The 22,484-nt window shown below is 64.8% G+C and carries 20 protein-coding genes and 1 tRNA gene; 14 read left to right on the forward strand and 7 right to left on the reverse strand.

Going from position 1 to position 22,484, the window contains the following annotated elements; translation table 11 throughout:
* The first annotated feature begins 23 nt into the window (after positions 1 to 23).
* Complete coding sequence (locus tag ACQR03_RS25625) at positions 24 to 1,136, forward strand: ABC transporter permease (protein ID WP_315716712.1); 1,113 nt, start codon at positions 24 to 26, stop codon at positions 1,134 to 1,136.
* The gene (locus ACQR03_RS25630) at positions 1,133 to 1,912 is read left to right on the forward strand and encodes an ABC transporter permease (protein ID WP_315716602.1); all 780 of its coding nucleotides are present in this window, start codon (positions 1,133 to 1,135) and stop codon (positions 1,910 to 1,912) included. Before ACQR03_RS25625 ends, ACQR03_RS25630 begins: the two co-directional genes overlap by 4 nt.
* 125 nt (positions 1,913 to 2,037) lie before the next feature.
* Here ACQR03_RS25630 and ACQR03_RS25635 read toward each other — a convergent pair whose 3' ends face one another.
* The gene (locus tag ACQR03_RS25635) at positions 2,038 to 2,937 is read right to left on the reverse strand and encodes an NAD-dependent epimerase/dehydratase family protein (RefSeq protein ID WP_434841660.1); all 900 of its coding nucleotides are present in this window, start codon (positions 2,935 to 2,937) and stop codon (positions 2,038 to 2,040) included.
* 357 nt (positions 2,938 to 3,294) lie between these two features.
* Positions 3,295 to 3,636, reverse strand: a complete 342-nt coding sequence (locus ACQR03_RS25640) for a hypothetical protein (RefSeq protein WP_434841659.1) — start codon at positions 3,634 to 3,636, stop codon at positions 3,295 to 3,297.
* Between the two features lie 55 nt (positions 3,637 to 3,691).
* Between ACQR03_RS25640 and ACQR03_RS25645 the strand changes: the two genes are divergently transcribed.
* From ACQR03_RS25645 to ACQR03_RS25660, 4 genes are all read left to right on the forward strand, one after another.
* Positions 3,692 to 3,886 carry a hypothetical protein gene (locus ACQR03_RS25645; protein ID WP_315716598.1) on the forward strand — a complete coding sequence of 65 codons (195 nt, stop codon included), beginning with the start codon at positions 3,692 to 3,694 and terminating at the stop codon, positions 3,884 to 3,886.
* A 225-nt stretch (positions 3,887 to 4,111) separates the two neighbouring features.
* On the forward strand, positions 4,112 to 4,630 hold the full coding sequence (locus ACQR03_RS25650) for a GNAT family N-acetyltransferase (RefSeq protein ID WP_315825432.1): 519 nt from the start codon (positions 4,112 to 4,114) through the stop codon (positions 4,628 to 4,630).
* Between the two features lie 376 nt (positions 4,631 to 5,006).
* On the forward strand, positions 5,007 to 6,377 hold the full coding sequence (locus ACQR03_RS25655; RefSeq protein ID WP_434841658.1) for a hypothetical protein: 1,371 nt from the start codon (positions 5,007 to 5,009) through the stop codon (positions 6,375 to 6,377).
* 322 nt (positions 6,378 to 6,699) lie between these two features.
* The gene (locus tag ACQR03_RS25660; protein WP_315716595.1) at positions 6,700 to 6,861 is read left to right on the forward strand and encodes a hypothetical protein; all 162 of its coding nucleotides are present in this window, start codon (positions 6,700 to 6,702) and stop codon (positions 6,859 to 6,861) included.
* 86 nt (positions 6,862 to 6,947) lie between these two features.
* Here the strand turns inward: ACQR03_RS25660 and ACQR03_RS25665 are convergent, their stop codons facing one another.
* Positions 6,948 to 7,409, reverse strand: coding sequence for an SRPBCC family protein (locus ACQR03_RS25665; protein WP_315716594.1), 462 nt, complete (start codon positions 7,407 to 7,409; stop codon positions 6,948 to 6,950).
* A gap of 159 nt (positions 7,410 to 7,568) precedes the next feature.
* On the opposite strand from ACQR03_RS25665, the gene ACQR03_RS25670 reads away from it, so the two are divergent.
* Positions 7,569 to 8,762, forward strand: coding sequence for a lanthionine synthetase C family protein (locus ACQR03_RS25670; RefSeq protein ID WP_315753326.1), 1,194 nt, complete (start codon positions 7,569 to 7,571; stop codon positions 8,760 to 8,762).
* 78 nt (positions 8,763 to 8,840) lie between these two features.
* The gene (locus tag ACQR03_RS25675) at positions 8,841 to 9,137 is read left to right on the forward strand and encodes a hypothetical protein (protein WP_316173110.1); all 297 of its coding nucleotides are present in this window, start codon (positions 8,841 to 8,843) and stop codon (positions 9,135 to 9,137) included.
* Positions 9,138 to 10,151: 1,014 nt separating this feature from the next.
* On the opposite strand, the gene ACQR03_RS25680 is transcribed toward ACQR03_RS25675, so the two are convergent.
* A tRNA-Val gene (locus tag ACQR03_RS25680) sits at positions 10,152 to 10,226 on the reverse strand.
* Between the two features lie 117 nt (positions 10,227 to 10,343).
* Positions 10,344 to 10,703: a cell cycle two-component system response regulator CpdR gene (gene cpdR / locus ACQR03_RS25685; RefSeq protein ID WP_006610087.1), complete on the reverse strand. Its 360-nt coding sequence runs from the start codon at positions 10,701 to 10,703 to the stop codon at positions 10,344 to 10,346.
* 344 nt (positions 10,704 to 11,047) lie between these two features.
* On the opposite strand from cpdR, the gene ACQR03_RS25690 reads away from it, so the two are divergent.
* Together ACQR03_RS25690 and hisN are read left to right on the forward strand one after the other, a co-directional pair.
* Positions 11,048 to 11,932 carry an N-formylglutamate amidohydrolase gene (locus tag ACQR03_RS25690; RefSeq protein ID WP_315716574.1) on the forward strand — a complete coding sequence of 295 codons (885 nt, stop codon included), beginning with the start codon at positions 11,048 to 11,050 and terminating at the stop codon, positions 11,930 to 11,932.
* 482 nt (positions 11,933 to 12,414) lie between these two features.
* Positions 12,415 to 13,200, forward strand: a complete 786-nt coding sequence (gene hisN, locus ACQR03_RS25695; RefSeq protein WP_315716573.1) for a histidinol-phosphatase — start codon at positions 12,415 to 12,417, stop codon at positions 13,198 to 13,200.
* A gap of 70 nt (positions 13,201 to 13,270) precedes the next feature.
* On the opposite strand, the gene ACQR03_RS25700 is transcribed toward hisN, so the two are convergent.
* Entirely contained in the window at positions 13,271 to 14,161 is an 891-nt protein-coding gene (locus tag ACQR03_RS25700) for a LysR substrate-binding domain-containing protein (RefSeq protein ID WP_316171344.1), read from the reverse strand.
* An 85-nt stretch (positions 14,162 to 14,246) separates the two neighbouring features.
* Here ACQR03_RS25700 and ACQR03_RS25705 point away from each other — a divergent pair, with 85 nt between their 5' ends.
* Complete coding sequence (locus tag ACQR03_RS25705; RefSeq protein ID WP_316193599.1) at positions 14,247 to 14,999, forward strand: sulfite exporter TauE/SafE family protein; 753 nt, start codon at positions 14,247 to 14,249, stop codon at positions 14,997 to 14,999.
* Position 15,000: 1 nt separating this feature from the next.
* Here the strand turns inward: ACQR03_RS25705 and ACQR03_RS25710 are convergent, their stop codons facing one another.
* Positions 15,001 to 15,642: a LysE family translocator gene (locus ACQR03_RS25710; protein ID WP_316193598.1), complete on the reverse strand. Its 642-nt coding sequence runs from the start codon at positions 15,640 to 15,642 to the stop codon at positions 15,001 to 15,003.
* Positions 15,643 to 15,813: 171 nt separating this feature from the next.
* On the opposite strand from ACQR03_RS25710, the gene ACQR03_RS25715 reads away from it, so the two are divergent.
* The 3 genes from ACQR03_RS25715 (at position 15,814) to ACQR03_RS25725 (ending at position 22,446) form a co-directional block, all read left to right on the forward strand.
* Positions 15,814 to 17,559, forward strand: coding sequence for an adenylate/guanylate cyclase domain-containing protein (locus ACQR03_RS25715; protein ID WP_316201637.1), 1,746 nt, complete (start codon positions 15,814 to 15,816; stop codon positions 17,557 to 17,559).
* A 114-nt stretch (positions 17,560 to 17,673) separates the two neighbouring features.
* Entirely contained in the window at positions 17,674 to 19,467 is a 1,794-nt protein-coding gene (locus ACQR03_RS25720) for an adenylate/guanylate cyclase domain-containing protein (protein WP_315716569.1), read from the forward strand.
* 174 nt (positions 19,468 to 19,641) lie between these two features.
* Positions 19,642 to 22,446 carry a di-heme-cytochrome C peroxidase gene (locus tag ACQR03_RS25725; RefSeq protein ID WP_434841657.1) on the forward strand — a complete coding sequence of 935 codons (2,805 nt, stop codon included), beginning with the start codon at positions 19,642 to 19,644 and terminating at the stop codon, positions 22,444 to 22,446.
* The last annotated feature ends 38 nt before the right edge of the window (positions 22,447 to 22,484 follow it).

Here is a 22,484-nt window from a genome sequence, read left to right on the forward strand (position 1 = left end):
TGCTGGCGCCGCTTCTGGCGTTCATGCTGTCGTTCTTCGTCGTGCCGCTGGTGACGATGATGAAGTCGGCTGTATCCGATCCAGTCGCGACCGAGTCCCTGCCCCGCACCCACAAGGCGCTGGCGCGCTGGGACCGCACGAGCGTGCCTCCTGCAACCGCACAGGCCGCGTTCATCGACGACATCCGCAAGCTGACCAATGACGAGCAGTTCGGCGATCTCGTTCGCCGCCTCAACAGCGCGCAGTCCGGATTCCGCAGCCTGCTCGGCAAGACCCGCCGCGCGCTCGACGGCACCGACGCGGTCGACCTCGCCGCAATCGACTCGCGCTGGAGCGAGACCTCCTATTGGACGACCATCGCCGAGGCCGTCGCCTCGCCCTGGACCGACAAGAACCTGCTCGCCGCCGTCGACCTCGAGCGCAACGCAGCCGGCAATATCGCTGCGATGCCGGAGGGCGCCTCGGCCAACCGCCTGATCATGATCCGGACCTTCGTGACCTCGGCGCTGGTGACGCTGGCCTGCATCCTCATCGGCCTGCCGTTCGCGATGGTGGCCGCCTCGGTCGACGGCTGGCGCCGGCAGATCCTGCTCGGCGCGGTGCTGCTGCCGCTGTGGACCTCCCTCCTGGTACGCACCGCGGCCTGGTATGTCGTGCTGCAGGACAACGGCCTGATCAACGCCACCTTGAAGGGGCTCGGCCTGACGTCAGCGCCGGTGCCGCTGATGTTCAACCGGCTCGGCGTCGTCATCGCCATGACACATGTGCTGCTGCCGTTCATGGTGCTGCCGATCTTCAGCGTGCTGATCGCGATCCCGCGCAATCTGATGCCGGCGGCGGCCTCGCTCGGCGCGCATCCGCTGCGCGCCTTCGTCCACGTCCTGCTGCCGCTGTCGATGCGCGGCGTCGTCTCCGGCGCCCTGCTCGTGTTCATGGCCGCGCTCGGCTACTACATCACGCCGGCGCTGATCGGCGGCGCCAACGATCAGATGATCAGCTCGGTGATCGCCTACTACGCCACGGGAGCCGCAAACTGGGGCATGGCCGGCGCGCTCGGCCTCGTCCTGCTCGCGATGACGATCCTGCTCTACGCCGCCTACATCCGGCTGACCTCGACCGAGGAGCAGCGCGCATGAAATGGCTGCCGCTCGTCAAGCTGCTGTTCGCGATCGCCGTCATCGTGTTCCTGCTCGGGCCGTTGATCGCGGTGCTGCCGCTATCGCTGACCGACAGCGTGTTCCTGAACTATCCCATTCCCGGCTATTCGACGCGCTGGTTTCGCGAGCTGGTCACCGCCGACTCCTGGCGGCTGTCGATCGTCAACAGCCTGCTGATCGGCGCGGGGACCACAGCCCTTGCAACGTTGCTCGGCACGCTCGCCGCGCTCGGCCTGCGCGGCAAGCCCGCCTCGCTGCTGTTCGCGACGCTTCGCACCGTGTTCCTGCTGCCGATGGTCGTGCCGGCGGTGGTGCTCGGCGTCGGCATGCAGCTGATGTTCTCGCGCTACGGGCTCACCAACACCTATCTCGGCGTCATCATCGCGCACACCGTCGTCGCCGTGCCGTTCGTGCTGGTCAACGTCTCCTCGGCCTTGCAGGGCGTCGATATCCAGCTCGAGCGGGCCGCCGCGAGTCTCGGCGCCTCGCCTGCCGTGGTGCTACGCTCGGTGACGTTTCCCATCGCGCTGCCCGGCATCATCTCCGGCGCATTGTTCGCTTTCGCGACGTCGCTGGACGAGGTGGTGCTGACGCTGTTCGTCGCCGGTCCCAACCAGCGCACCCTGGCGCGGCAGATGTTCGCCACCATCCGCGAGAACATCAGCCCGGCGATCGTCTCGGCGGCGGCCGTGTTCATCGTCGGGACGATCGTGCTGTCGCTGGCGATGCTCGCGCTCCGGCGGCGGATGGCGTGAGGGAAGGCACCGGTCCGTAGGGCGGATGAGCGCAGCGTAATCCGCCGCCCCGTGCGCGAACAGCCGCTATGCGCACAACAGCCGGAATGGCGGATTACGCTGCGCTCATCCGCCCTACGGCTGCCCTACCCCGCCTTCACGTATTTCCGCCAATTGTGCGCTTCCTTGAACCCGAGCACCTCGCGCGTCTTGCGGTTCGACAGCGGCGCCTCGTCGTCACCCATCTCGCGGGTCACCGGCACATTCGGACAATAGCGGCGCAGCAGCTCGCGCGTCGGCATCGTTGCGGTGACGGTGTCGTTGACCGCGTTGAAGACCTGGAAGCCGAGCCCGTCCTTCTGGATCGCCAGATGCACGATCTCGCCGAGGTCGCGGGCGTCGATATAGGACCAGGCATTGCGCTTGCGCGACGGCGGGTCGGCGAGGAAGCGCGGGAACATGTCGTACTCATGCGGCTCGATGACGTTGCCGATGCGCAAGCAGTAGATGTCGATGCCATAGCGCATCGCAAAGGCGCGCGCGGTCTTCTCGTTCACGACCTTGGACAACCCGTAGGAATCCATCGGGTCGGTGTCGTAGTCCTCATCGAGCGGAAAGCTCCTGAAGTCCTTGTCGCCTTCCGCAAAGCAGACGCCATAGGTGGTCTCGCTGGAGGCGATGATGATCTTGCGCACGCCGAGCTTCGCTGCGGCCTCGATGACGTTGTAGGTGCTGATCGTATTCACGCGAAAGGTCTCATTGTCGGGCTCGATCAGCACCCGCGGGATCGCGGCGAAATGCACCACCGCATCCGGCGCCCGTGGCGGCCGGCCGGCGTTGAAGCCGCCGAAGCCATGATGCGTGGTCAGCGCGTTGAAGGCCTGGCCGCTGTCCGTCAGATCCGCGATCAGGGTGTTGATCCCGGGGTGATCGAACGGCTTGAGATCGACGTTGAGGAGCGCGTAGCCCTTGTTCTGCAGATGCGGCAGTACATGCCTGCCCGCCTTGCCTGTTCCCCCGGTGAACACCACGCGCTTGGCTGTCATTGAGCTCGTCATCCCCTGTGAGTGCGTGATCGCTTCTAGCAGTTTCCAGCGAAGCTGCTCCACAAGGAACTTGCAGCCTGCCGCGCGGGACGCGGCCTGCTTTCAATGCCGCGTGGAAGCCTATTGCCGCACTGCGTTGATAGCTCCGCCTCCCGGCGGGTGACATCAGGCCAACCGCCCCGGCCCAGCCTGCGCGCATTTCTGTCGATCCGAAAATCGCGTCCCATCGCGACACGGCAGTCTCTGGATGCGTCGTCGGCACATCACCCGATCGCGATGCAAACGACGATCATTCGCAAAATTTTTTCGGCGCTGAGTAGCCAAGTTTCCCATTTTCGGATAGGTAATATAGTGCGGTCACAATGTATTGGGACGGCAGGTTCGTCCCTGAAGGGATATTGTTATGAGATTGTCGTCGAGTGTCGTCGTGTCCTCGGCTGCCGCCGTGCTGGCAACCGTCCTGCTGTGCGGTCCTGCCGCATCGCAAATCACACCAGGCTCCGCCCCCTCGCTTCCGGGCGTAACGGTCGACGCACCGAAGCAGGCGACAAAGCTCCAGAGGTCGAAGACCACGGCCGACACCGGGATCTCGCGCCGCACGCGGTCGACGGCGTCGTCGACGGCGCGCGCGCCGTCAGTTGCGCCGGACTCCGTGGAAGCCAGGATCGCCAAGCTGGAGAGAGCCGCCAGCAGCTGCAACGGCGGCTGCGAGACCAGCTTCAAGTCGGGCAATGCGCCTTGGGTCGGATGCAGCTTGTCCGGTCAGGAATTTTCGCATTTCGATACGACCTGCTCCGACACCCTCAGGTACAAGCACTACGCGGACTGTGCGGAGACCAAGGCGTTCCTGGGCTGGGATCGCAACAAGGTCTGGCTGCATTGCAGCAGCCTGCTGGCCGGCGGCAAGTTTCAGGTCGCCGAGATCAAGCGGTTGAAGCGCGCCCAGTAGTTTGATGGCTTCACCTCTCGGCCTCATCTGAGGTCAGCTCCTGTGAGGTGACGTCTGGCGGCCTGCGCTTGCGGCAGGCCGCATTGTTTGCAGGCCGGCTGGCATGTCGGCCTGTGAAGGCCCGTAGGCCGAGGAGTCGAGCACGCGCATGCGGCGAAGCGCCCGCCCAAGGGCGGCGCTTTCACGCGAAGATTTTTTCACGCGAGGACGATGGAAAGCCGGTCCATGAGCCCTGCTGCAACGATCCGGCGCCTGCGGGCCGACGATGCGGCATGCTTCAAGGCCCTTCGTCTGGAGGCGCTGACGATCAGCCCGGAATCGATGGGCAGCACCTTCGAGCTGGAGAACGGGCTTGGCGTCGAATGGTTCGCCAGGCGGCTCGAGGACACCCACACCCTCGGCGCCTTTCGAGACGGCGAGCTTGTCGGCACGCTGGGCTTCGTCGTCCAGCAGGGGCCGAAGCACGCCCATAAGGGCCGGCTGTTCGGCATGTACGTTAAGCCAGCCTTTCGACGGAGCGGGCTCGCGCGCCTGTTGGCGAATGACATCCTGGATGTCGCGCGCGAGCAGGTCGAGATCGTTCAGCTGATCGTCGTCCAGGACAATGTGCCGGCGCGACGGCTCTACGAAAGCATCGGCTTCGTGGAATTTGGCCTGGAGCTGAAAGCCGCGAAGGACGGCGGCCGATACTACGACGAGGCGCACATGGCGCTCGACTTCAGTCGTGCGGCTGACAGCACCTGACAACCGAGCTGCTGGGATCGATCGGTTCTCCCATTCAAGGCGATGGCGGCATGGGCCGCAGTCACGAGCTGATGAGATGCGCGCAGCACAGGGGAGCCCGACATCACGATCACCTTCGGACGCCACCGGCCGCTGATCCAGACCCCCTGGGACGAAGCGGCCGTTCGGGTCGCGATCGACGACATTGCAGCCGACACGATCGCCCAGTTCGATCCCGACAATTTCTGGCCGGCCCATCCCAGCGACGACGGGACGGCAGACGGTGACCCCAGCTTCTACAAGGGCGCGGCGGGGGTGATCTGGGGGGCTGGACTACTTGCTCCGTATCGGTGCGACAGGCCGTGCGAAGGACTTCCGCCCCGTGCTGTCGAGGCTAATGGAGCGGACGGTCATCGATCACGCAGCCAACTCGCCTGCCGACTACGAGAAACACGGCTCGCTGCTCCGTGGCGAGGTGGGGGCCGCCCTTCTCGCCATGCGGCTCACGCCACTGTCGAGCCTCGCCGACCTCATTCATTGGCACGCCGAGAAGAACGACGAACTGCCGATCCGGGCAGCTGATGAATTCGTTCCTTTGCACTTGCTCGCTTCGAGACGCCTGACGGCGGGGCTGCCGGCAGAGATTGCGACGCGTTTTGATATTGCTTTGGCTGTTGGCAAGGCGCAATCTGATGACACTGGATGGCCGACTTTTCGTTGGCCTCACGATTTCACCAAAACATTCTTTTCTGGCCCCTTCAATCTCATTCGAAAAGGGAGAATTGTCGTGAGACTTGCGATTTTTGTTGTCGTGGCCCTGTTGGGATCTTCGGGCGCGGCTTTCAGTGAGGCGAGCGATTGCAATATCGAAGCTTTCAAGGCGATGCGCATCGAGGATTCTTCCCTTGCAGTCATGCTCGCCCAACTCAAGTTGATCAATGAGGCGAACTATGAAGAGGCAAAGAAGTCTGCCTCCGCAATCATCCCCGAATATTTCGCTGGAGATTTCAAGAGCTTCGCGGCAAAGCGCGCCAGCATGTACCAAGAGACGCGGTTCAACTATAGCGTTGACGAAGCGAAGCATCTGGTGACGTCTGGCGTCGATGAAAATGGCCTTGCCGCCTACACGGCCTGCCTTCAGTCGAGATCGCCCCTGATCGCTGTGGTGACCAAGAGCCCCAGCCAGCAGATCGTCAGCTTACGAATCCGCTTCGAGCCTAAGAGCGCGATCCCGAACCCCAATCCCCTCATCATTCAGGTCATTGGCGGAGAGTCGTTTGGCGTTGTCGGCGACCAGAAAGACAAGATCGTCGAGGCTAGCGTCGGTCCCGGAGAGCGGATCTACGTCTTCAAGCGAGTACCAAACTCGGAATTTGTCGCCGTCGTACAGATGCCGTCGCTCAGTCTCGCTGCAAATGATGTTTCGTTACCTCCACCACCGGTCTTGAAGGAGATCGTGCAGACAAAAAGCATATCGGTCAATGGCGGACCTATGCATCTCGATCATCCTACAGGCGCGCCGGTCGGCAAATCAGCAGGCCCGGTGCAAACATGCGCTGCGGCGGACGCAGGTTGGGAGCTGATACCCGATACCGCTGCTCTTTCCTTTTCCGAAACACGTCCGGGGTGCTTTACCGGAAAGAGCGCGGTCGCCGACGAAAGCAAGGTCTGCTTCAACGTGACGCTCAGCATCAACGCGGGTGACTCCTGCGACGTCAATTGGACCGTCTCCACCAAACAGCGTCGCACCGTGAAGGTGTTTCAATAAGCGTGCGGCTCCGGATCTCGCAAGAAGGCGGTTGGATGGCGATCAAGCACTGAGCGACCGTCCCACCGTCGGCCTGGCGCTTGGCACGGCGCTCATTGCCGCGGCAGGAGCGACCGTCCTACGCCACTGCGATGTCCAGCATTTGCCGCCGATCGGCGGTTTCGTCGTCCTGCTCGGGCTTGCCGCCGCCGCGCCTTAGGAGACCGGGCGGCCTTCGTCCAGCCGGGACTTTCGCGTCCAATGCCGGTCAGCATCTGTGCCGAGATGAACCTTCTGCCTGCTGCCTTGACCTACTCAAGGGCGGGAGGAGATCGAGGTCGCAATGACGGCTCTGACCAAGGCATTTCATAAGGCATTTTCCGAAGCATCCGACAGTACGAAACACGAACTGCTCAAACAGTTCCTTCTGCTCTGTGCCGCCATATTGCTGGTGTCGGCGATGGCGCTGACCTACGGGACGGATCTGAGCCACGGCTTTTTCTGATCGGTCTTTTCTTGCTCCGCGTCGGTGAACGGCGGCCGGTGATCGGCATACCCATGTTTGCCGCGGGCATGAGCGGAACGCCCGGCCTATCGCGCCTCGACGAGCGCCGCGAGCTTCGCGAGCGCCATCCGCCAGCCGGCCTCGTTGTCGGCGGGCGATACGCCACGGGGCAGTCCATCATGCGTGGCAAGGAGTTTGGTCCCGCCATCCGCATCGGCGAGCGTGATCGTGATGGTCATCTCGCCGCGTAGCGCAGGATCCGTGGTCTCGAACTCGTCCACTTCGACAACCTGCTCATTCGGGACGAGCTTCACAAAGCGACCGCGATACGTATCCGTGTGCGCCGTCGTCTTGCCGGTCCCGGTCGGCACGTCATAGGTAAGCGAAATCCGCAACGCGCCGCCTTCACGGGCGTCGAACGCATGCACGTCGCAGGTCATCCCGTCCGGCACCTTCCATTTTGCGATCGCGCGCGGATCGAGCAGCGCTCGATAGACCGCCGGCCGAGGCGCGGCGATGTAGCACCGTATCGAAAGGGTCTCGCGCATGTTCATTCCCCGCGGACCTTGGGCATCGTCTCGAGCCATCATCCGATAGGACCGATGGTGTACCGACGGCAGGCTTTTGGATAGGCTGGTTGCCAATCATGCGCCCCGCGGCCTGCCTGCTTGACGCGACCGACGGACAGCACCCGAGAGCCCGACACGATGATCACCCTGGGACGACATCGGCCGCTGGTCCAGACTCCCTGGGACGAAGCGATTGCCCTGGCCGCGATCGAAGACATCGCGGCCGATGCGATCGCCCAATTCGATCCCGATCATTTCTGGCCGGCCCACCCCAGCGACGACGGGACCGCCGACGGCGATCCCAGCTTCTACAAGGGCGCCGCGGGTGTGATCTGGGCCCTCGACTACCTGCATCGTGTCGGCGCAACCCGAGCGACCAAGGATTTCCGCCCCGTGCTGTCCAGGCTGATGGAGCGGACGGTCATCGACCACGCAGCCAATTCGCCTGCCGACTACGAGAAACATGGCTCGCTGCTCCGTGGCGAGATGGGGGCCGCCCTGCTCGCCATGCGGCTCACGCCACTGTCGAGCCTCGCCGACCTCATTCATTGGCACGCCGAGAAGAACAACGAGCTGCCGATCCGGGAGCTGATGTGGGGCCTGCCGGGGTCGATGGTCGCGGCGGTCCACATGGCGGGGATGACCGGGGAAGCGCGCTGGCGCCGCCTGTTCGAGGGGCAGGCGGCACGGCTGTTGGCCGAGCTGGAGGACACACCGCAGGGCCCGCTCTGGACCCAGGATCTATATGGCGCCAAGGACCGCTTTCTCGGACCCGTTCATGGCTTTGCCGGCAACGTCATCCCGCTGTTGCTCGGATGGGACTGGCTGACGGCGGCCCAGCGGGCTCATGTGGCCGCCTTCGTCCCGAAGGCGCTCGCGGCCAACGCATGGCGCTATGACATCGGAACCACATGGGGACCGCGAAGCAAGCGTGAGAAGCGGCTGTTCCTCTGTCAGCACTGTCATGGTGCCCCGGGCATGGTCACGACCTTTGCCGACGCGCCGTTCGCGACGCCGGACTTCGACGCGCTGCTGCTGGACGGCGGACGCTTCACCTGGGCCGCCGGACCACTGACCAAGGGCTCGAACCTCTGCCACGGCACCGGCGGAAACGGCTACGCCTTCCTCAAGCTCTATCGCCGCACCCACGACCCGGTCTGGCTCGACCGCGCGCGCCAGTTCGCGATGACCGCCATCGTGCAGGTTCGCGGCGGCCAGATGGTCGCCGGCCGCGGACGCTATTCGTTATGGACCGGCGACGTCGGCCTCGCCGCCTACCTCTGGGATTGCATCACCGGAGAGCCACGGTTTCCGACGATCGACGTGTTCTGAAGCAAGTTGGGGACTGCTATCAATGTCTGTTTCGAGCAAGGAAGAGACAAGCACGATATCATGATGTAGGTCTTCCTGATGTTCAGCTTTCGTGTGAACGAGACCTTCGCCCTTGAAAGTCGCCGGTTGTTTGTTCTGGCTGGCGAGATGGCAGGTGGGCAGATTCAGGCCGGCATGATCGTCAGCGTGCCGCTAAACTCTTCGCTATCTATCTCTGCCCCCATTCACAGCATCGAATTTGCCCGTAGAACCGGTGGGCGAGACGATGTCTGCCTCTGCATTGCCTATGAAGACTCTGATGAACTCGAAATATGGAAGGGACTTGATCTCAAAAACGAGATGGTAAAAGTCGTACCTGCGGCACACTCCGTCTAACCCTCTTGCTGGAGGTCGTTCGCATGACAACGGCGACCTTCCAATAGAGTGCGCCAAGTGCTTTCGTCCGGTTCAGATCGGGGAGCCGGTCTTGTCGGCATTGGCGCGCGGTCGTCTCTTTGCCCCTCATCCGCATCCAGATCGCCTACGCCAGAAAAACTCGTTTTGACTGCGGCCTCAAACACATGTCTCTGTCCAGTCTCCCGAGCATGAAGATTCTTGTTTCTTTTTTCCAGAATTCATGCTTCTATCTCCCCGTCCCGTCTCACAAGAGGGGCGCTTCGCGGTCGTCACGAACGTCGAGGCGGGATGCGGTGGGCGTGTCGATGTTGCAGCGTGGCTGAGCCGCGCCGACGAACGACGTCGATGCGCACGGTCAAGTCGCGTGGTCCTGGCATCCCGATGCTGATGCCCAGCGCAATGTGCGCAAGCACGTTGTGCGATACGGTGGCCAGAAAGCCCGGCGCACCGGGGAGATCGCGAAGCAGCCGTCAAAACCATCGCGCGGGGAATGCCGGGTGTTCTCGGCTGAACCTGTGGTGACTGCCGCCTGCTTTTTTTCTGCAGGCGGGCCACGGGTGCGGCCAGCGCCCGGCATTCCCCGTGCCCTCTTCGACGAAGAGGGTGGTCGATCAGAACAGCTCGGACGCAAAGCGCGCCGCGAGACAGCGAAGCCATGTCTGAAAATCCAGACCGCAGCATCCACCGACACAGCCGTCCGACGATCAGCAGGCCGCCGATGAAGCGCCCGGGCATCCCACCCTTGTCTGGGCAAGCCCCGCGATGTGGATGGCCGGGCCTTTGCCGCGCCGAAGCGGCCGCGCAAGCGGGACGAGCCCGGCCAGGACGACGCGGCGACAGAAGGACAGACGCATGAATTCACGACTATGGTCGCCCTGCCCTGGGGCTGGCGGACCCGCGACGCGAGCCACGGCTGATCCTTGGCTTCGACGTCAGAGGATCTTCAATGATCGTGGGATCGAACTAGGCTGGGTCACCGGCCGGATCGGCCGATGGTGGGCACGACAGGGATCGAACCTGTGACCCCTACCATGTCAAGGTAGTGCTCTCCCGCTGAGCTACGTGCCCTAATCCAATATCCGTTCGGGTGGGCGTCCCTATATCGGCTCCCACGCAGGCAGGCAAGGACGCAAAATGCCGAAATTGGGAATAATCCGCCAGTTCCGGAGGTGTGTCCCTGGCGGCTCAGGCCGCCAGCATCTTGTTGACCTCGCTGACGAGTTCGCGCAGGTGCACCGGCTTGGACAGCACCTTGGCATTCTTGGGCGCCTCCGAATCGGAGTTCAAGGCGACCGCGGCGAAGCCGGTGATGAACATGATCTTGATGTCCGGGTCGAGCTCGGAGGCGCGGCGCGCCAGCTCGATGCCGTCCATCTCCGGCATCACGATGTCGGTCAAGAGCATCTCGAACGGCTCCTCGCGCAGCCGCTGGTAAGCCGACATGCCGTTGTCGTGGGGCGAGACCTGGAACCCGGCATTTTCCAATGCCTTGACCAGGAAGCGGCGCATGTCGTTGTCGTCTTCGGCGAGCAGGATTTTGTGCATGGCGAGGGGTTGTCTGGTCCGGGTGAGAGGCGGAGCGTTGCCGCCACTAAGCCTGACGGGCGGTAAATTTCGGGTGAAAGATTGCGCCTTTTGATCCGACATCGGCAAGGCATTTTGAGGGCTGAAGGTGCGGTCTTCGACCGAAGCAGCACGCCAGCTCAGAGTTGTTCCAAACGCGAGATGAACTTTTTCATTGCTTTTCGCTTGGCAGACCGGCTCGGATTATCGAAGATGCGCGTTGGCAAGAGCAGTGCCTGCGTTGTCCAGAACGAATCGGCCGGAGGATACCGGCGCATCAACGGACGTGACATCGACGCACGTGACCAAGGGGACGGCGCCCAGAGATGACGGACTTTGATGGCGAATTGCCGCCGTTCGAGATCATGGAGCCGACCGAATGGCGCGCGCCCATCATCTTCAATTCCCCTCACTCCGGATCGGCCTACCCCGACGATTTCCTAAGGGCGTCGCGAATCGATCTGCCGGCGCTGCGGCGCTCCGAAGATTCGTTCATGGACGAATTGATCGCCGATCTCCTGTTGCGCGGCTTTCCGGTCGTTCGCGTGCATTTCCCGCGCTGCTATGTCGACGTCAATCGCGAGCCCTATGAGCTCGATCCGCGGATGTTCACCGGGCGGCTGCCGAGCTTTGCCAACACCCGCTCGATGCGGGTGGCCGGCGGCCTCGGCACGATCCCGCGCGTGGTCGGCGACGGCCAGGAGATCTATCGCGACCGGCTGAGCGTCGACGAGGCGCTGCACCGGATCGAGACGCTGTACAAGCCGTATCACCGCGCGCTGCGCCGGCTGATCAACCGCGTGCACCAGCAGTTCGGCACCGTGGTGCTGGTCGACTGCCATTCGATGCCGTCGGTCGGCGTCTCGCGCGACGAGCCGCGCCGGCCCGACATGGTGATCGGCGACCGCTACGGCACGAGCTGCGCGTCGCTGCTGCCGGACCTGGTCGAGGACGTGCTCGGCCGGCTCGGCTATTCGGTCGGCCGCAACAAGCCCTATGCCGGCGGCTTCATCACCGAGCATTACGGCAATCCGGCCACGGGCTTGCATGCGATCCAGATCGAGCTCAACCGCGCGATCTACATGGACGAGCGCCGCAGGGAGCGCGGACCGCGCTTCGCCCAGGTCGCCTCCGATCTCGCCGTGCTCGCCGAGGTGCTGGCGACGGTGCCGCTCGGCGACCTCGGGCCGTTCCAGGCGGCGGCGGAATAGAGGACTGCGCGTTCGGTCCGAGCGATTTCGGCCGGTGGCGTCGGCGCAAAAAAAGGGCCGCTTGAATGACAAGCGGCCCAAGTCTAGGGAGGAAACGCCCAAGGAGGGCAGCGATAACGCGAAGCGCTACCGCACCGCAACAATATGCAATCGCGCTGCACAAAGCGCAAGAGTTTTTCCGCCTTTCTCCATGCAAAAAAACATAGGCCGGGTTGCGTTCAGCGCGAAACAGCCCTTCTTTTCATCATAGAAGTCAATGGCTTGATTGGAGAATCCAAACGATCGGAGAGGGACGCCGGTTTCGCTTTCACTTTCACATCAGGGGCCCACGACGGCTCAACCGCGCCCGGCCAGCGCGGCCGGACACCAAACGGTATCCATGATGCCACGCTGGTGTTCCATATCCGGATGCGCCCCCGACCGCTTTGAGCTAGGCATAACCGGGCTTAGAGCCACCCGATTCCCTCACCCAAGGACGCGTTGTGACGGTCATTGATTTCTCCGCCTTCATCGGTCGTCTGGCGACCGCGTCGGGCGAAACCATCCTGCCGTTCTTCCGGACCTCGCTGCTGGTCGACAACAAGAGCAGCCGGCACGATTTCGATCCGGTGACCGAGGCCGACCGGGCCGCCGAGGCCGTGATGCGCCGCCTGATCAAGGCGAACTTTCCTCAGCACGGCATCGTCGGCGAGGAGTTCGGCAATGAGCGCGAGGACGCCGACTACGTCTGGGTGCTCGATCCGATCGACGGCACCAAATCCTTCATTGCCGGTTTCCCGACCTGGGGCACGCTGATCGCGTTGCTGCACAAGGGCACGCCGGTGTTCGGCATGATGCACCAGCCCTTCATTGGCGAGCGCTTCGCCGGCGACAACGGCTCCGCCAACTACAAGAACGGCGGCGGCGAGCGCCGGCTCTCGGTCCGGCGCTGCGAGCGTCTCGGGGATGCGGTGTGCTATACGACGAGCCCGCTGCTGATGAACGAGGCCGATCGCGCCACCTTTGGCCGGGTCGAGGCCGAGACGCGGCTGTCGCGCTATGGCGGTGACTGCTACTCCTATTGCATGCTGGCCGCCGGCCATCTCGATCTCGTCATCGAGACCGAGCTCAAGCCCTATGACATCGCCGCCCTGATCCCGATCATCAACGGCGCCGGTGGCATCGTCACCGACTGGGAAGGCGGCCCGGCGCAGAACGGCGGCCGGATCGTCGCCGCCGGCGACAAGCGCGTCCACGAAGCGGCGCTGAAGCGGCTGGCAGCGGGCTGAGCCCGCCTCCACCGGCTTGGCTCCCCGCCTCTCGCGCGGAACGGAGACATCCGGCCGGTCGTCGGGCGCCTCACGCGGCGGCCCGGCGCAAATGCTCGACGAGCAGTTTCGCCGGACGCGGCAGCGCCTTGAAGCTGCGGGCGCAGATCACGAGCCGCCGATCGGCCCAGGCGTCGCGCAGCGCGACGAGGCTGATCGGCATCGACCGCGCGCAACGCCGCGCCGCCGCTTCCGGCACCACGGCAATGCCGATCCCGGCCGCCACCATCTGGCAGATCGCGTCGAAATCGCGCAGCCTGGCCCGCACGTGCTGGCGGATGCCGAGCCGCGCGGCGTGCCGGCCGATATGGACGTTGAGCGCCGTCCCCTGCGTGAGGCCGATGAAATCCTCCCCCGCAGTCTCGCTGAAGTCGATCTGTCGGCGCGCTGCGAGCGGGCTGCGCCGTCCGGCCACCAGGATCAGCCGGTCCTCGCCGAAGGCGAAGCGCTCGATCGTCTCGGGCAGCGCGTGCTCCGCCGCAAAGCCGAGATCCGCTCTGCCGGACACGATCGCCTCGGCGATCTCGGTGCTCTCGCGCTCCTCGACATCGACGTTGATGTCGGGATGCTCGCGCAGGAAGGCCGCCAGCGCCTTCGGCAGATGCTCGGCGAGGCCGACCGTGTTGGCGAGCAGCTGCACGTTGGCGCGACGGCCGGATGCGAAGCCCGAGAGCTCGCCCTGCATGGCCTCGACATTGGCCATGATGATGCGGGCGTGATCGAGCAGGCTCTCGCCCGCCGCGGTCAGCTCCACGCCGCGCCGGCCGCGCTTGAACAGCTCGACGCCAAACGCGTCCTCCAGACCCTTGATCCGCGCGCTCGCCGAGGCCAGCGCCAGATGCGCCCGGTCGGCGCCGCCGGTGATGCTGCGGGCCTCGGCCACGGCAATGAACAGCCTGAGATCGACCAGATCGAAACGCATGGTCATCCTGCCTCAGCCTTGGACGAAGGCTTGCTCCGTAACCTCCACATTGTGTCGTCGGCGCAGTCTGGTCAATGTGCCGACCATGATCGACCCCATCCTCATCTTCATCGCCTTCGCGCTCACTTTGGCCGGCTTCGTCAAGGGCGCGCTCGGCCTCGGCCTGCCGACCATCTCGGTCGGACTGCTCGCGGTCGCCATGCCGCCGGGCCGGGCGCTCGCCATCGTCATCGTACCGGCCGTGATCACCAACATCTGGCAGACCTTCGCCGGCCCCTATCTGCGTGATATCGCCAGGCGCCTGTGGCCGCTGATGCTGGGGACCGCGATCGGCATCTGCCTCAACGCCGGCGCGCTCAGCCATGCCCCGACCCGCTGGGGCAACGTCGCGCTCGGCGTCTTACTGATGCTCTATGCCCTGCTCGGTCTCACCAAGCTCGCCTTCAAGGTCGCGCCGCCGCACGAGAAATGGGTCGGCGGCATCGTCGGCCTCGTCACCGGGCTGATCTCGGCCGCCACCGGCGTGCAGGTCGTGCCCTCGGTACCGTACATGCAGGCGATCGGGCTCGAGAAGGACGAGCTGGTCCAGGCCCTCGGCGTGTTCTTCACGGTCGCCACGGTCACGCTGGCCTTCAACTTGACGAGCTCCGGCCTGCTCAGCACGGCCACCGCCCTGCCCGGCGCGGTCGCGATGGCCTGCGCCTTTGTCGGCATGTTCGCGGGCCAAGCGGCGCGATCCCGACTGCCGGCCGAGGCGTTCCGCCGTGTGTTCCTGATCGCCATGATCCTGCTCGGCCTGTATCTCGCCGGCACGGCGGTCGTCGAGCTGCTCCGGTAAGTCAGCGCGCCTCGAGCATCGCGATCCGGACGCCGAGATAGATCAGCAGCCCGCCGATCGTGCGGTTGAGCCAGAGCAGCGCGGCGGACGAGTCGCGCACGCGGCGCGCTGCACGGGCCGCGACGACGGCGACGCCGAGACACCAGATCGTGCTGTTGACGATGAAGATCGTGCCGAGCAGCAGGAAGGCGATCGCCTTGTGCGGCGCCTCGGCTGCGACGAATTGCGGCAGGAAGGCGAGGAAGAACATCGCGACCTTCGGATTGAGGATGTTGGTGAGCGCGCCCTGCCAGAACGCTTGGCGCAGCGTCACCACCGGCTTCGACGTCGCATCACTCGCCCTGGCGGCGTCCGGCCGCCGCGCCAGAAGCTGCGTGATGCCGAGATAGACCAGATAGGCCGCACCGGCCCATTTCACCGTCGCGAAGGCCGTCGCGGAGGCCGTGAGCAGCGCCGACAGCCCGATCGCACTTCCGAACACGTGAACCAGGCAGCCCGTGCTGATGCCGAAGGCGGCAGCGGCCCCGCCGCGCCAGCCCATCTGCGCGCTGCGGCCAACGATGTAGGCGGTGTCGGGACCCGGCGTGATGTTGAGCAGCAGCCCGGAGACGAGAAACAAAGGCAGATCGTGAATGCCGAGCATGATTGAACATTTCCTAACAATAACGGTCTAACCATACCTGGCCTCGGCATTGCCGTCTCGCGCCGCAGAGGCCGGCGCGGGGCCGCATGGCGAGGTGCCGCGATGGGTTCTGGAAAAGCGTTGGATTTGGCCGCCTCGGCCGTGGTATGCGCGAGGCGGGAGCACGATGTGATGGAAAGACGCCTCGCTGCCATCCTTTGCGCCGACGTCGCCGGCTATTCACGCATGATGGGGATTGACGAGGACGGCACGCACGCCGCCTTCAAGGCTCATCGCGGCGCCATCCATCCGATCATCCTCAACCACGCCGGCCGCATCGTCAAACACACCGGCGACGGCTTTCTGCTGGAATTCGCCAACGCCGCCAGCGCCATCCAGTTCGGGATCGAGATGCAGTCCCTGATGGCGGAGCGCAACGCCGATCTGCCGTCCGACCGCAACATGCGCTTCCGGCTGGGAATCCATCAGGGTGAGTTTACGGTCGATGACGGCGAGGCCTTCGGCGACGGCATCAATGTCGCCGTCAATCTGGAATCGATCGCCGTCCCGGGCGGTGTTGCCGTCTCGGCCAAGGCTTATGAGGAGGCCGGCCTGCAACTCCCCGTCAAGCTGACCAGCGCCGGAAGCTTTCAGTTCAAGAACCTGCGGGAGCCGGTGCAGGCGTGGACATGGGAGCCGGGTAGCGAGGCGGCGATCCGGGCCGGGACGAGCGTCACCGGCCTGCCGCCGCAATATCGCACCGCGATCGTCGGCGTGCTGCCATTCGTCAACCTCTCCGACGACGCCGACGCCTATCTCGCCGACGGGCTCGCGGACGACCTGATCCATGCGCTGTCGCTGCAATCGTTCTTTCGTGTCCTGAGCCGCACCTCGACGTTTCGCTTCAGGGACCGCGGCCTCAATCCCCGCCTGGTCGCACGCGAGATCGACGCGACCTACCTGATTCAGGGAACGGTGCGGCGCTCTCGTCACAAGCTCCGCGTGACGGCGGAGCTGATCGCGCCCGAGACCGGCGCTCAATTGTGGACCGGTCGCTATGACGGCGATGTCGGTGATCTCTTCGCGATGCAGGACGAGATCACCACCAGCCTATGCGCGGCGCTGATGCCGGAGATCTATCGTGTCGAAGCCTCGATTCCAGTCCGCGCGCCGGCGACCGACCCGACCGGATGGGACCGCTTCCTGCGCGGTCTGTCGCACTACTACCGACCGACCAAGGCCGACTACGAGATCTCCATCTCGCTGTTTCGGCAAGCCATTGCGCTCGATCCCACGCTCGGTCTCGCGCACGCTTATCTCGCGACCATTCTGATGCAGGGCATCAATTTCGGCTGGATCAAGGGCTCGCGCGAGCTCTGGCAGGAGGCGAAGAATCTGGCCTTGGACAGCGTGCGGCTCGACGGGCGCTCCTCGTTCGCCTATGCGATCCTGGCCTTCGTGCAGGCCATGCAGGGCGACCATGACGACGGCATGAAGGCGGCGCGCAAGGCGACCGAGCTCAATGCCTACGACATGGGCGCACGCGGCGTGCTCGGGCTCTGCCATATGGTCAACGGCGAGCATCAGCAGGCGATCGATCTGTTCTCGATCGCGGCCCAGCGCGGCAACAGCGATCCGCGCTACCAATGGCCGGCGCTGAATGCCTACAGCCACTACCTGCTCGGCCGCTATGAGGCGGCGTTGTCCTGGGCCCGCGAGGAGCTGTTTCTCTACCCGAACCATCTGCAGGCGCTGACGATCCGCGCGGCGACCCTGGCGCAGCTTGGTGCGATCGACCAGGCGGGCGACGCCGTCGACGTGCTGCACGCGCAATACCCCTGGCTCACGCTCGACCGCCACATCAAGAACATCCGATGGAAACGCCGGGACGACATCGACCACTACCGCGACGGACTGATCAAGGCCGGGCTGACCTGAGCCAATCGGGTCCAATGTCGCCGGCCCGCCACATGGCCTACACATTGCTTCCGCAAATTGATTGGATTCGACCGCTGTTGCCGTGGTATCGCCCTGAGTAGGAGCAAAGACGGAATGGAGAGACGGCTGGCCGCGATTGTCTGTGCCGATGTGGTCGGTTACTCGCGGATGATGGGCGCCGACGAGGCGGGAACCCATGCCGCGTTCAAGGCCCATCGCGGCGCCATCCACCCGATCATCCTCAATCACGGCGGCCGCATCGTGAAATACACAGGGGACGGGTTTCTCCTGGAATTTCCGAGCGTCGTTGGCGCCATCGCGGCCTCGGTCGAGGTGCAGAAGCTGATGGCCGAGCGCAATGCTCATTTGCCGGCCGACCGGGTGATGCAGTTTCGCCTCGGCCTCAACATGGGCGACGTCATCTTCGATGAGGACGAGGTGTTCGGCGACGGCGTCAACACCGCGGTGCGGCTTGAAGCCGCAGCACCGCCCGGCGGAATTGCCGTCTCCCACAAGGCCTACCAGGAAGCCAGCAAGCACCTCACGGTCACCTTCGTCGACCGCGGGCCGTTCCGCTTCAAGAACATCGAAGACACCATCAACGTCTGGACCTGGGATCCGTCCTCGCCGGAGAAGAGCCGCGAGCAGCGGTCCGCCACGACCCTGCCGGCGCAATACCGCACCGCCATCGTCGGCGTGCTGCCATTCGCCAATCTCAGCGGCGAGACCGACGAATACTTCTCGGACGGCCTGGCCGAAGACCTCATCCATGCGCTGTCGCTGCAGTCGTTCTTCCGGGTGCTCAGCCGCAACTCCACCTTCGCCTTCAAGCATGCCGGCATGAGCGCCCGCCTGATCGCGCGCGAGATCGATGCGACCTATCTCATCCAGGGCTCGGTGCGGCGCTCCGGCGACAAGATCAGGGTCACCGCCGAGCTGGTCGCGCCGGAGAACGGCGAGCAGCTGTGGGCCGGCCGCTACGACCGCGACATCGGCGACCTGTTCGCAGTGCAGGATGACATCACCGCCAACCTCTGCACCGCGCTGATCCCCGAGATCTATCGCGCGGAGGCGGCGGTGCCGGTGCGGTCCAAGACCACGGACCTCACGGCGTGGGATCGCTTCCTGCGCGGGCTGTCGCACTACTACCAGCCGACCAAGGCCGACTACGAGAGCTCGATCGCGCTGTTCCGCGAGGCGATCAGGATCGACCCAGGTCTTGCGATCGCCCACACCTATCTCGGCACCATCCTGCTGCAGGGCATCCATTTCGGCTGGATCAGGAACTCACGGGAGCTGTGGGACGAGGCAATGGCGCTGGCCGAGGCCGGCGTCCGGCTCGATTCCCGCTCGTCCTTCTCCTATTCGCTGCTGGCCTATGTCCATGCCATGCAGGGCCGGGTCGAGGCCGGGATGGAGGCGGCGCGCAAGTCGCTGCAGCTCAATCCCTATGACATGGGCGCGCGCGGCGTGCTCGGCGTCTGCCATCTCGTCGCCGGCGAGCACCGCCAGGCGATCGAGCTGTTCTCGGTGGCGGCCCAGCGCGGCAACAGCGATCCGCGCTATCAATGGTCGGTGCTGAGCGCGTTCAGCCATTACATGCTCGGCCAGTACGACGCCTCGCTGTCCTGGGCGCGAGAGTCGCACTATCAGAACCCGAACCATCTGCAGTGCCTCGCCATCCGCGCCGCCGCGCTGGCGCAGCTCGGACGCTCGGTCGAAGCGGGCGAGGCCGTCGCGGCACTTTTGAGCCAGCATCCGTGGATGACGATCGAGCGCCTCCTGAGCAACATCCGCTGGCGCAATCCCGCCGACATCGCGCATTATCGCGACGGCCTCACCAAGGCCGGCATCCCGTTGACCAAGCTCACCCTGGTGGACACCAAGGCCAAGTTCGCGGGCGAATAGCGCGATCGCGACTTGAGGTTGACACTTGGGCGGGTTGCGCCAATCATTCACGATTGCATTGTAGCGTTCAGACGGCGGCCGATCCGCCCGTTCCTCGGCGCAATTCGGCGTCGCCCTCGTTTGTTTGCGTGATTTCGTTTTCATCACTCAGGTGCTTTCCAAGGATGTTCTTCGATGCAAGAAGACAGCGCCCGCGCCCGTGACGCCCTGCCCGGACAGCTTCCGGTCTCGTCCGACAACCCGTGTCCCTTCCTGCGCGCGCTCGTCGCCGGCGGCTTCGTCGACGGCCACAGCGTCCCCTTGAAGACCATCGGCGACCGGGTCGAGGCGGCGAGCGGCGAGACCGGCTTCAAGAAGCGGCTCGTCGGCATCGAGACCTTTGGCGTTGCGCTGATCGCGAACGGCCTGTCGCCGCTGCGGCTGCTGAAGAGCCTGTGGTCCGGCGCCGATCTCGACCAGTTGCGCAACGGCCCGCTCGACAAACATGGCGGCGGATCGCGCATTCTCGACGCCGAGGCCAAGGTTCATCCCGAGGAGATCGACCGGTTCGCGAGCTTCGGCAGCGACTATCCCGATCCCAACGGGGGCACCGAGCGCGGCCTCAACGAGGCGCAGATCCAGACTTTCATGAAGGCCAATCTGACGCGCGACGGCGACCGAGCGCGCTGGTACTTCCCCATTCTGATGCAGGGCGAATGGCCGGTGCTGCTCAACATCCTCGGCAAGGGCGAGGGCGACGGCCGCTATCTCTCCGTTGCCGAGGTCCGCACGCTGTTCGTCGACCGCCGCCTGCCGCAGCGTATCGCCGCGCGGCTGATGGCCAAGCCCAAGCCCGCGAACATCGTCTGGCGTATCGGCAAGGCGCTCGTGGGCACGGCAGTGCTGGCCGGCGCCGCCGTGTTACTCGCCTGGGTGGCCGCGCCCGACGCCGTCAGCGACAAGCTCGGCAAGGTTCTGCCGAAGAAGGTCGCGGCGTTGATCCCGCCCGCTTTGCCCGAGACCGAGCCGACCAGGGCGGCCTATTGGCTCGATCAGGGCTGGACCACGCAGGACCGGCACTGGTTTCACCACGTGACGCAGGGCACCGCGACCTTCCCGATTCCCTACGCCTGGTTCATGGCGATGGAGCAGCCTTATCTGGCGCCGTTCGGCACGCCCGGCCTGATCTCCGACAGCGCCTATCTCGAACGTTTCGGCTTCATCCCGAGCCCGAAGAGCGTCGACGGCGACCCAAGCGTCCTCCGGCCGTTCGGCTACGCCGCGACGGCTGCCAAGACCGAGCCCGCAGCGCCACTGCCCGCCGGCCTCAAGCCGACCCCGGCCGGCAACGAAGGCGGCCTGCCGGTCGGCTTTGCCCGGCTAACCGGCGCGACCGATCCCGCCACCGGCGCCGCGCAGTCCGACAAGATCGGCCTGACCTGCGCGGCCTGTCACTCCGGCAGCATCCACTACAAGGGTGTGAGCGTACGCTTCGACGGCGGCCCCGGCATGGTCGACCTGCGCAAGCTTGAAGAGGCCATGGGCTTTGCGATGATCTTCACGCAATACGTGCCCGGCCGCTTCACGCGCTTTGCCGATCGCGTGCTCGGACCGAATGCGTCCGACGCCGATCGCGCGAGCCTGAAGAAGGGCCTGAAGGCCGCGATCGATTTCGCGCTCAACATGCAGGCCAACAACTACAAGACCACGATCGAAGCCAAGGGCCAGACCGAGACGGAGGAAGGCTTCGGCCGGCTCGACGCGCTGAACCGCATCGGCAACCAGGTATTCTACCTCGACATGGCCTCGAGCGGTCTGCCCAACATGCTCGACAACCAGGAGGCCATCGACGCGCCGGTGTCCTACCCTCCGATCTGGACCGTGCCGTGGTTCTCCTGGGCGCAATATGACGGATCGATCGCGCAGCCCCTGATCCGCAATGCCGGCGAGGCGCTCGGCGTCTCCGCACAGATCAACTTCTCACCGAAGACCGCGAGCGACAGACTGTGGCGCTCGTCGATGGCGATCGATAACCTGCTCTACATCGAGAACATGCTGCGCGGTCCCGATCCGTTCGCGACCACGACGCCCGCGTTCGGCGGGCTGACCTCGCCGAAATGGCCGGAGAAGCTGTTCGCCGGCGACGACGCCTGGAAGATCGATCCGGCCCGCGTCGAACGCGGCCGTAAGCTCTATGCGGCTGTCTGTGTCGAGTGCCATCTCGGCCCGGTCGCCGACACCGTGTTCGACAAGACCTATCCGGACAAGAGCTTCTGGAAGATCAAGCCGGCCGATGACTGGGAGAGCAAGGGCTGGAACGCCAAGGGCCCGATCCTCGACCTCGTGCAGAAGCCCGTCGAGGCGATGCAGACCGACCCCGGACAGGCGAGCATTCTCGCCAACCGCAAGGTCAACGTGGCAGGCTTCCTCGAGGTCGATCCGGCCAAGGACCTGAAGGGCTGCAACCTGCCGCAGGGCTCGACCACGGAGATGCCCTATGCGCTGGCGCTGATGGCCGTCGTGCAGAAGGCCAGCGACAAATGGATGGAGGACCGCAAGATCTCCGAGGCGGAGCGGGCCGCATTGTGGGGCGATCGCAGGAACTGCCCCAACCCGGCCGGCAAGAGCTATCGCGCCCGCCCGCTCAACGGCGTGTGGGCGACCGCACCCTATCTGCACAACGGCTCGGTGCCGTCGCTGTACTGGCTGCTGACGCCGGCTGCCGAGCGGCCGACATCGTTCTGCCAGGGCGCGCGCGACTATGACCCGAAGCCGGTCGGCTTCGCCGTGCCGAAGGGCGGCGAGAGCACGTGCAAGGTCGGACAGACGCTGTTCGTGACCAGCGATTCCAGCGGCAAGCCGATCAAGGGCAACAGCACGCTCGGCCATTCCTTCGAAGGGCCGACGAAGCCCAACAAGGATTATCCGAACGGCATCATCGGCGGTGCCTTCTCGGAGGACGAGCGCTGGGACCTGATCGAGTACCTGAAGACGCTGTGAGGTCACGCGACGGTGCGGCCTGCTGATCATGGGGCGCA

It is taken from the genome of Bradyrhizobium sp. HKCCYLS3070 (assembly GCF_051167575.1).
Classification (GTDB): Bacteria; Pseudomonadota; Alphaproteobacteria; order Rhizobiales; family Xanthobacteraceae; genus Bradyrhizobium.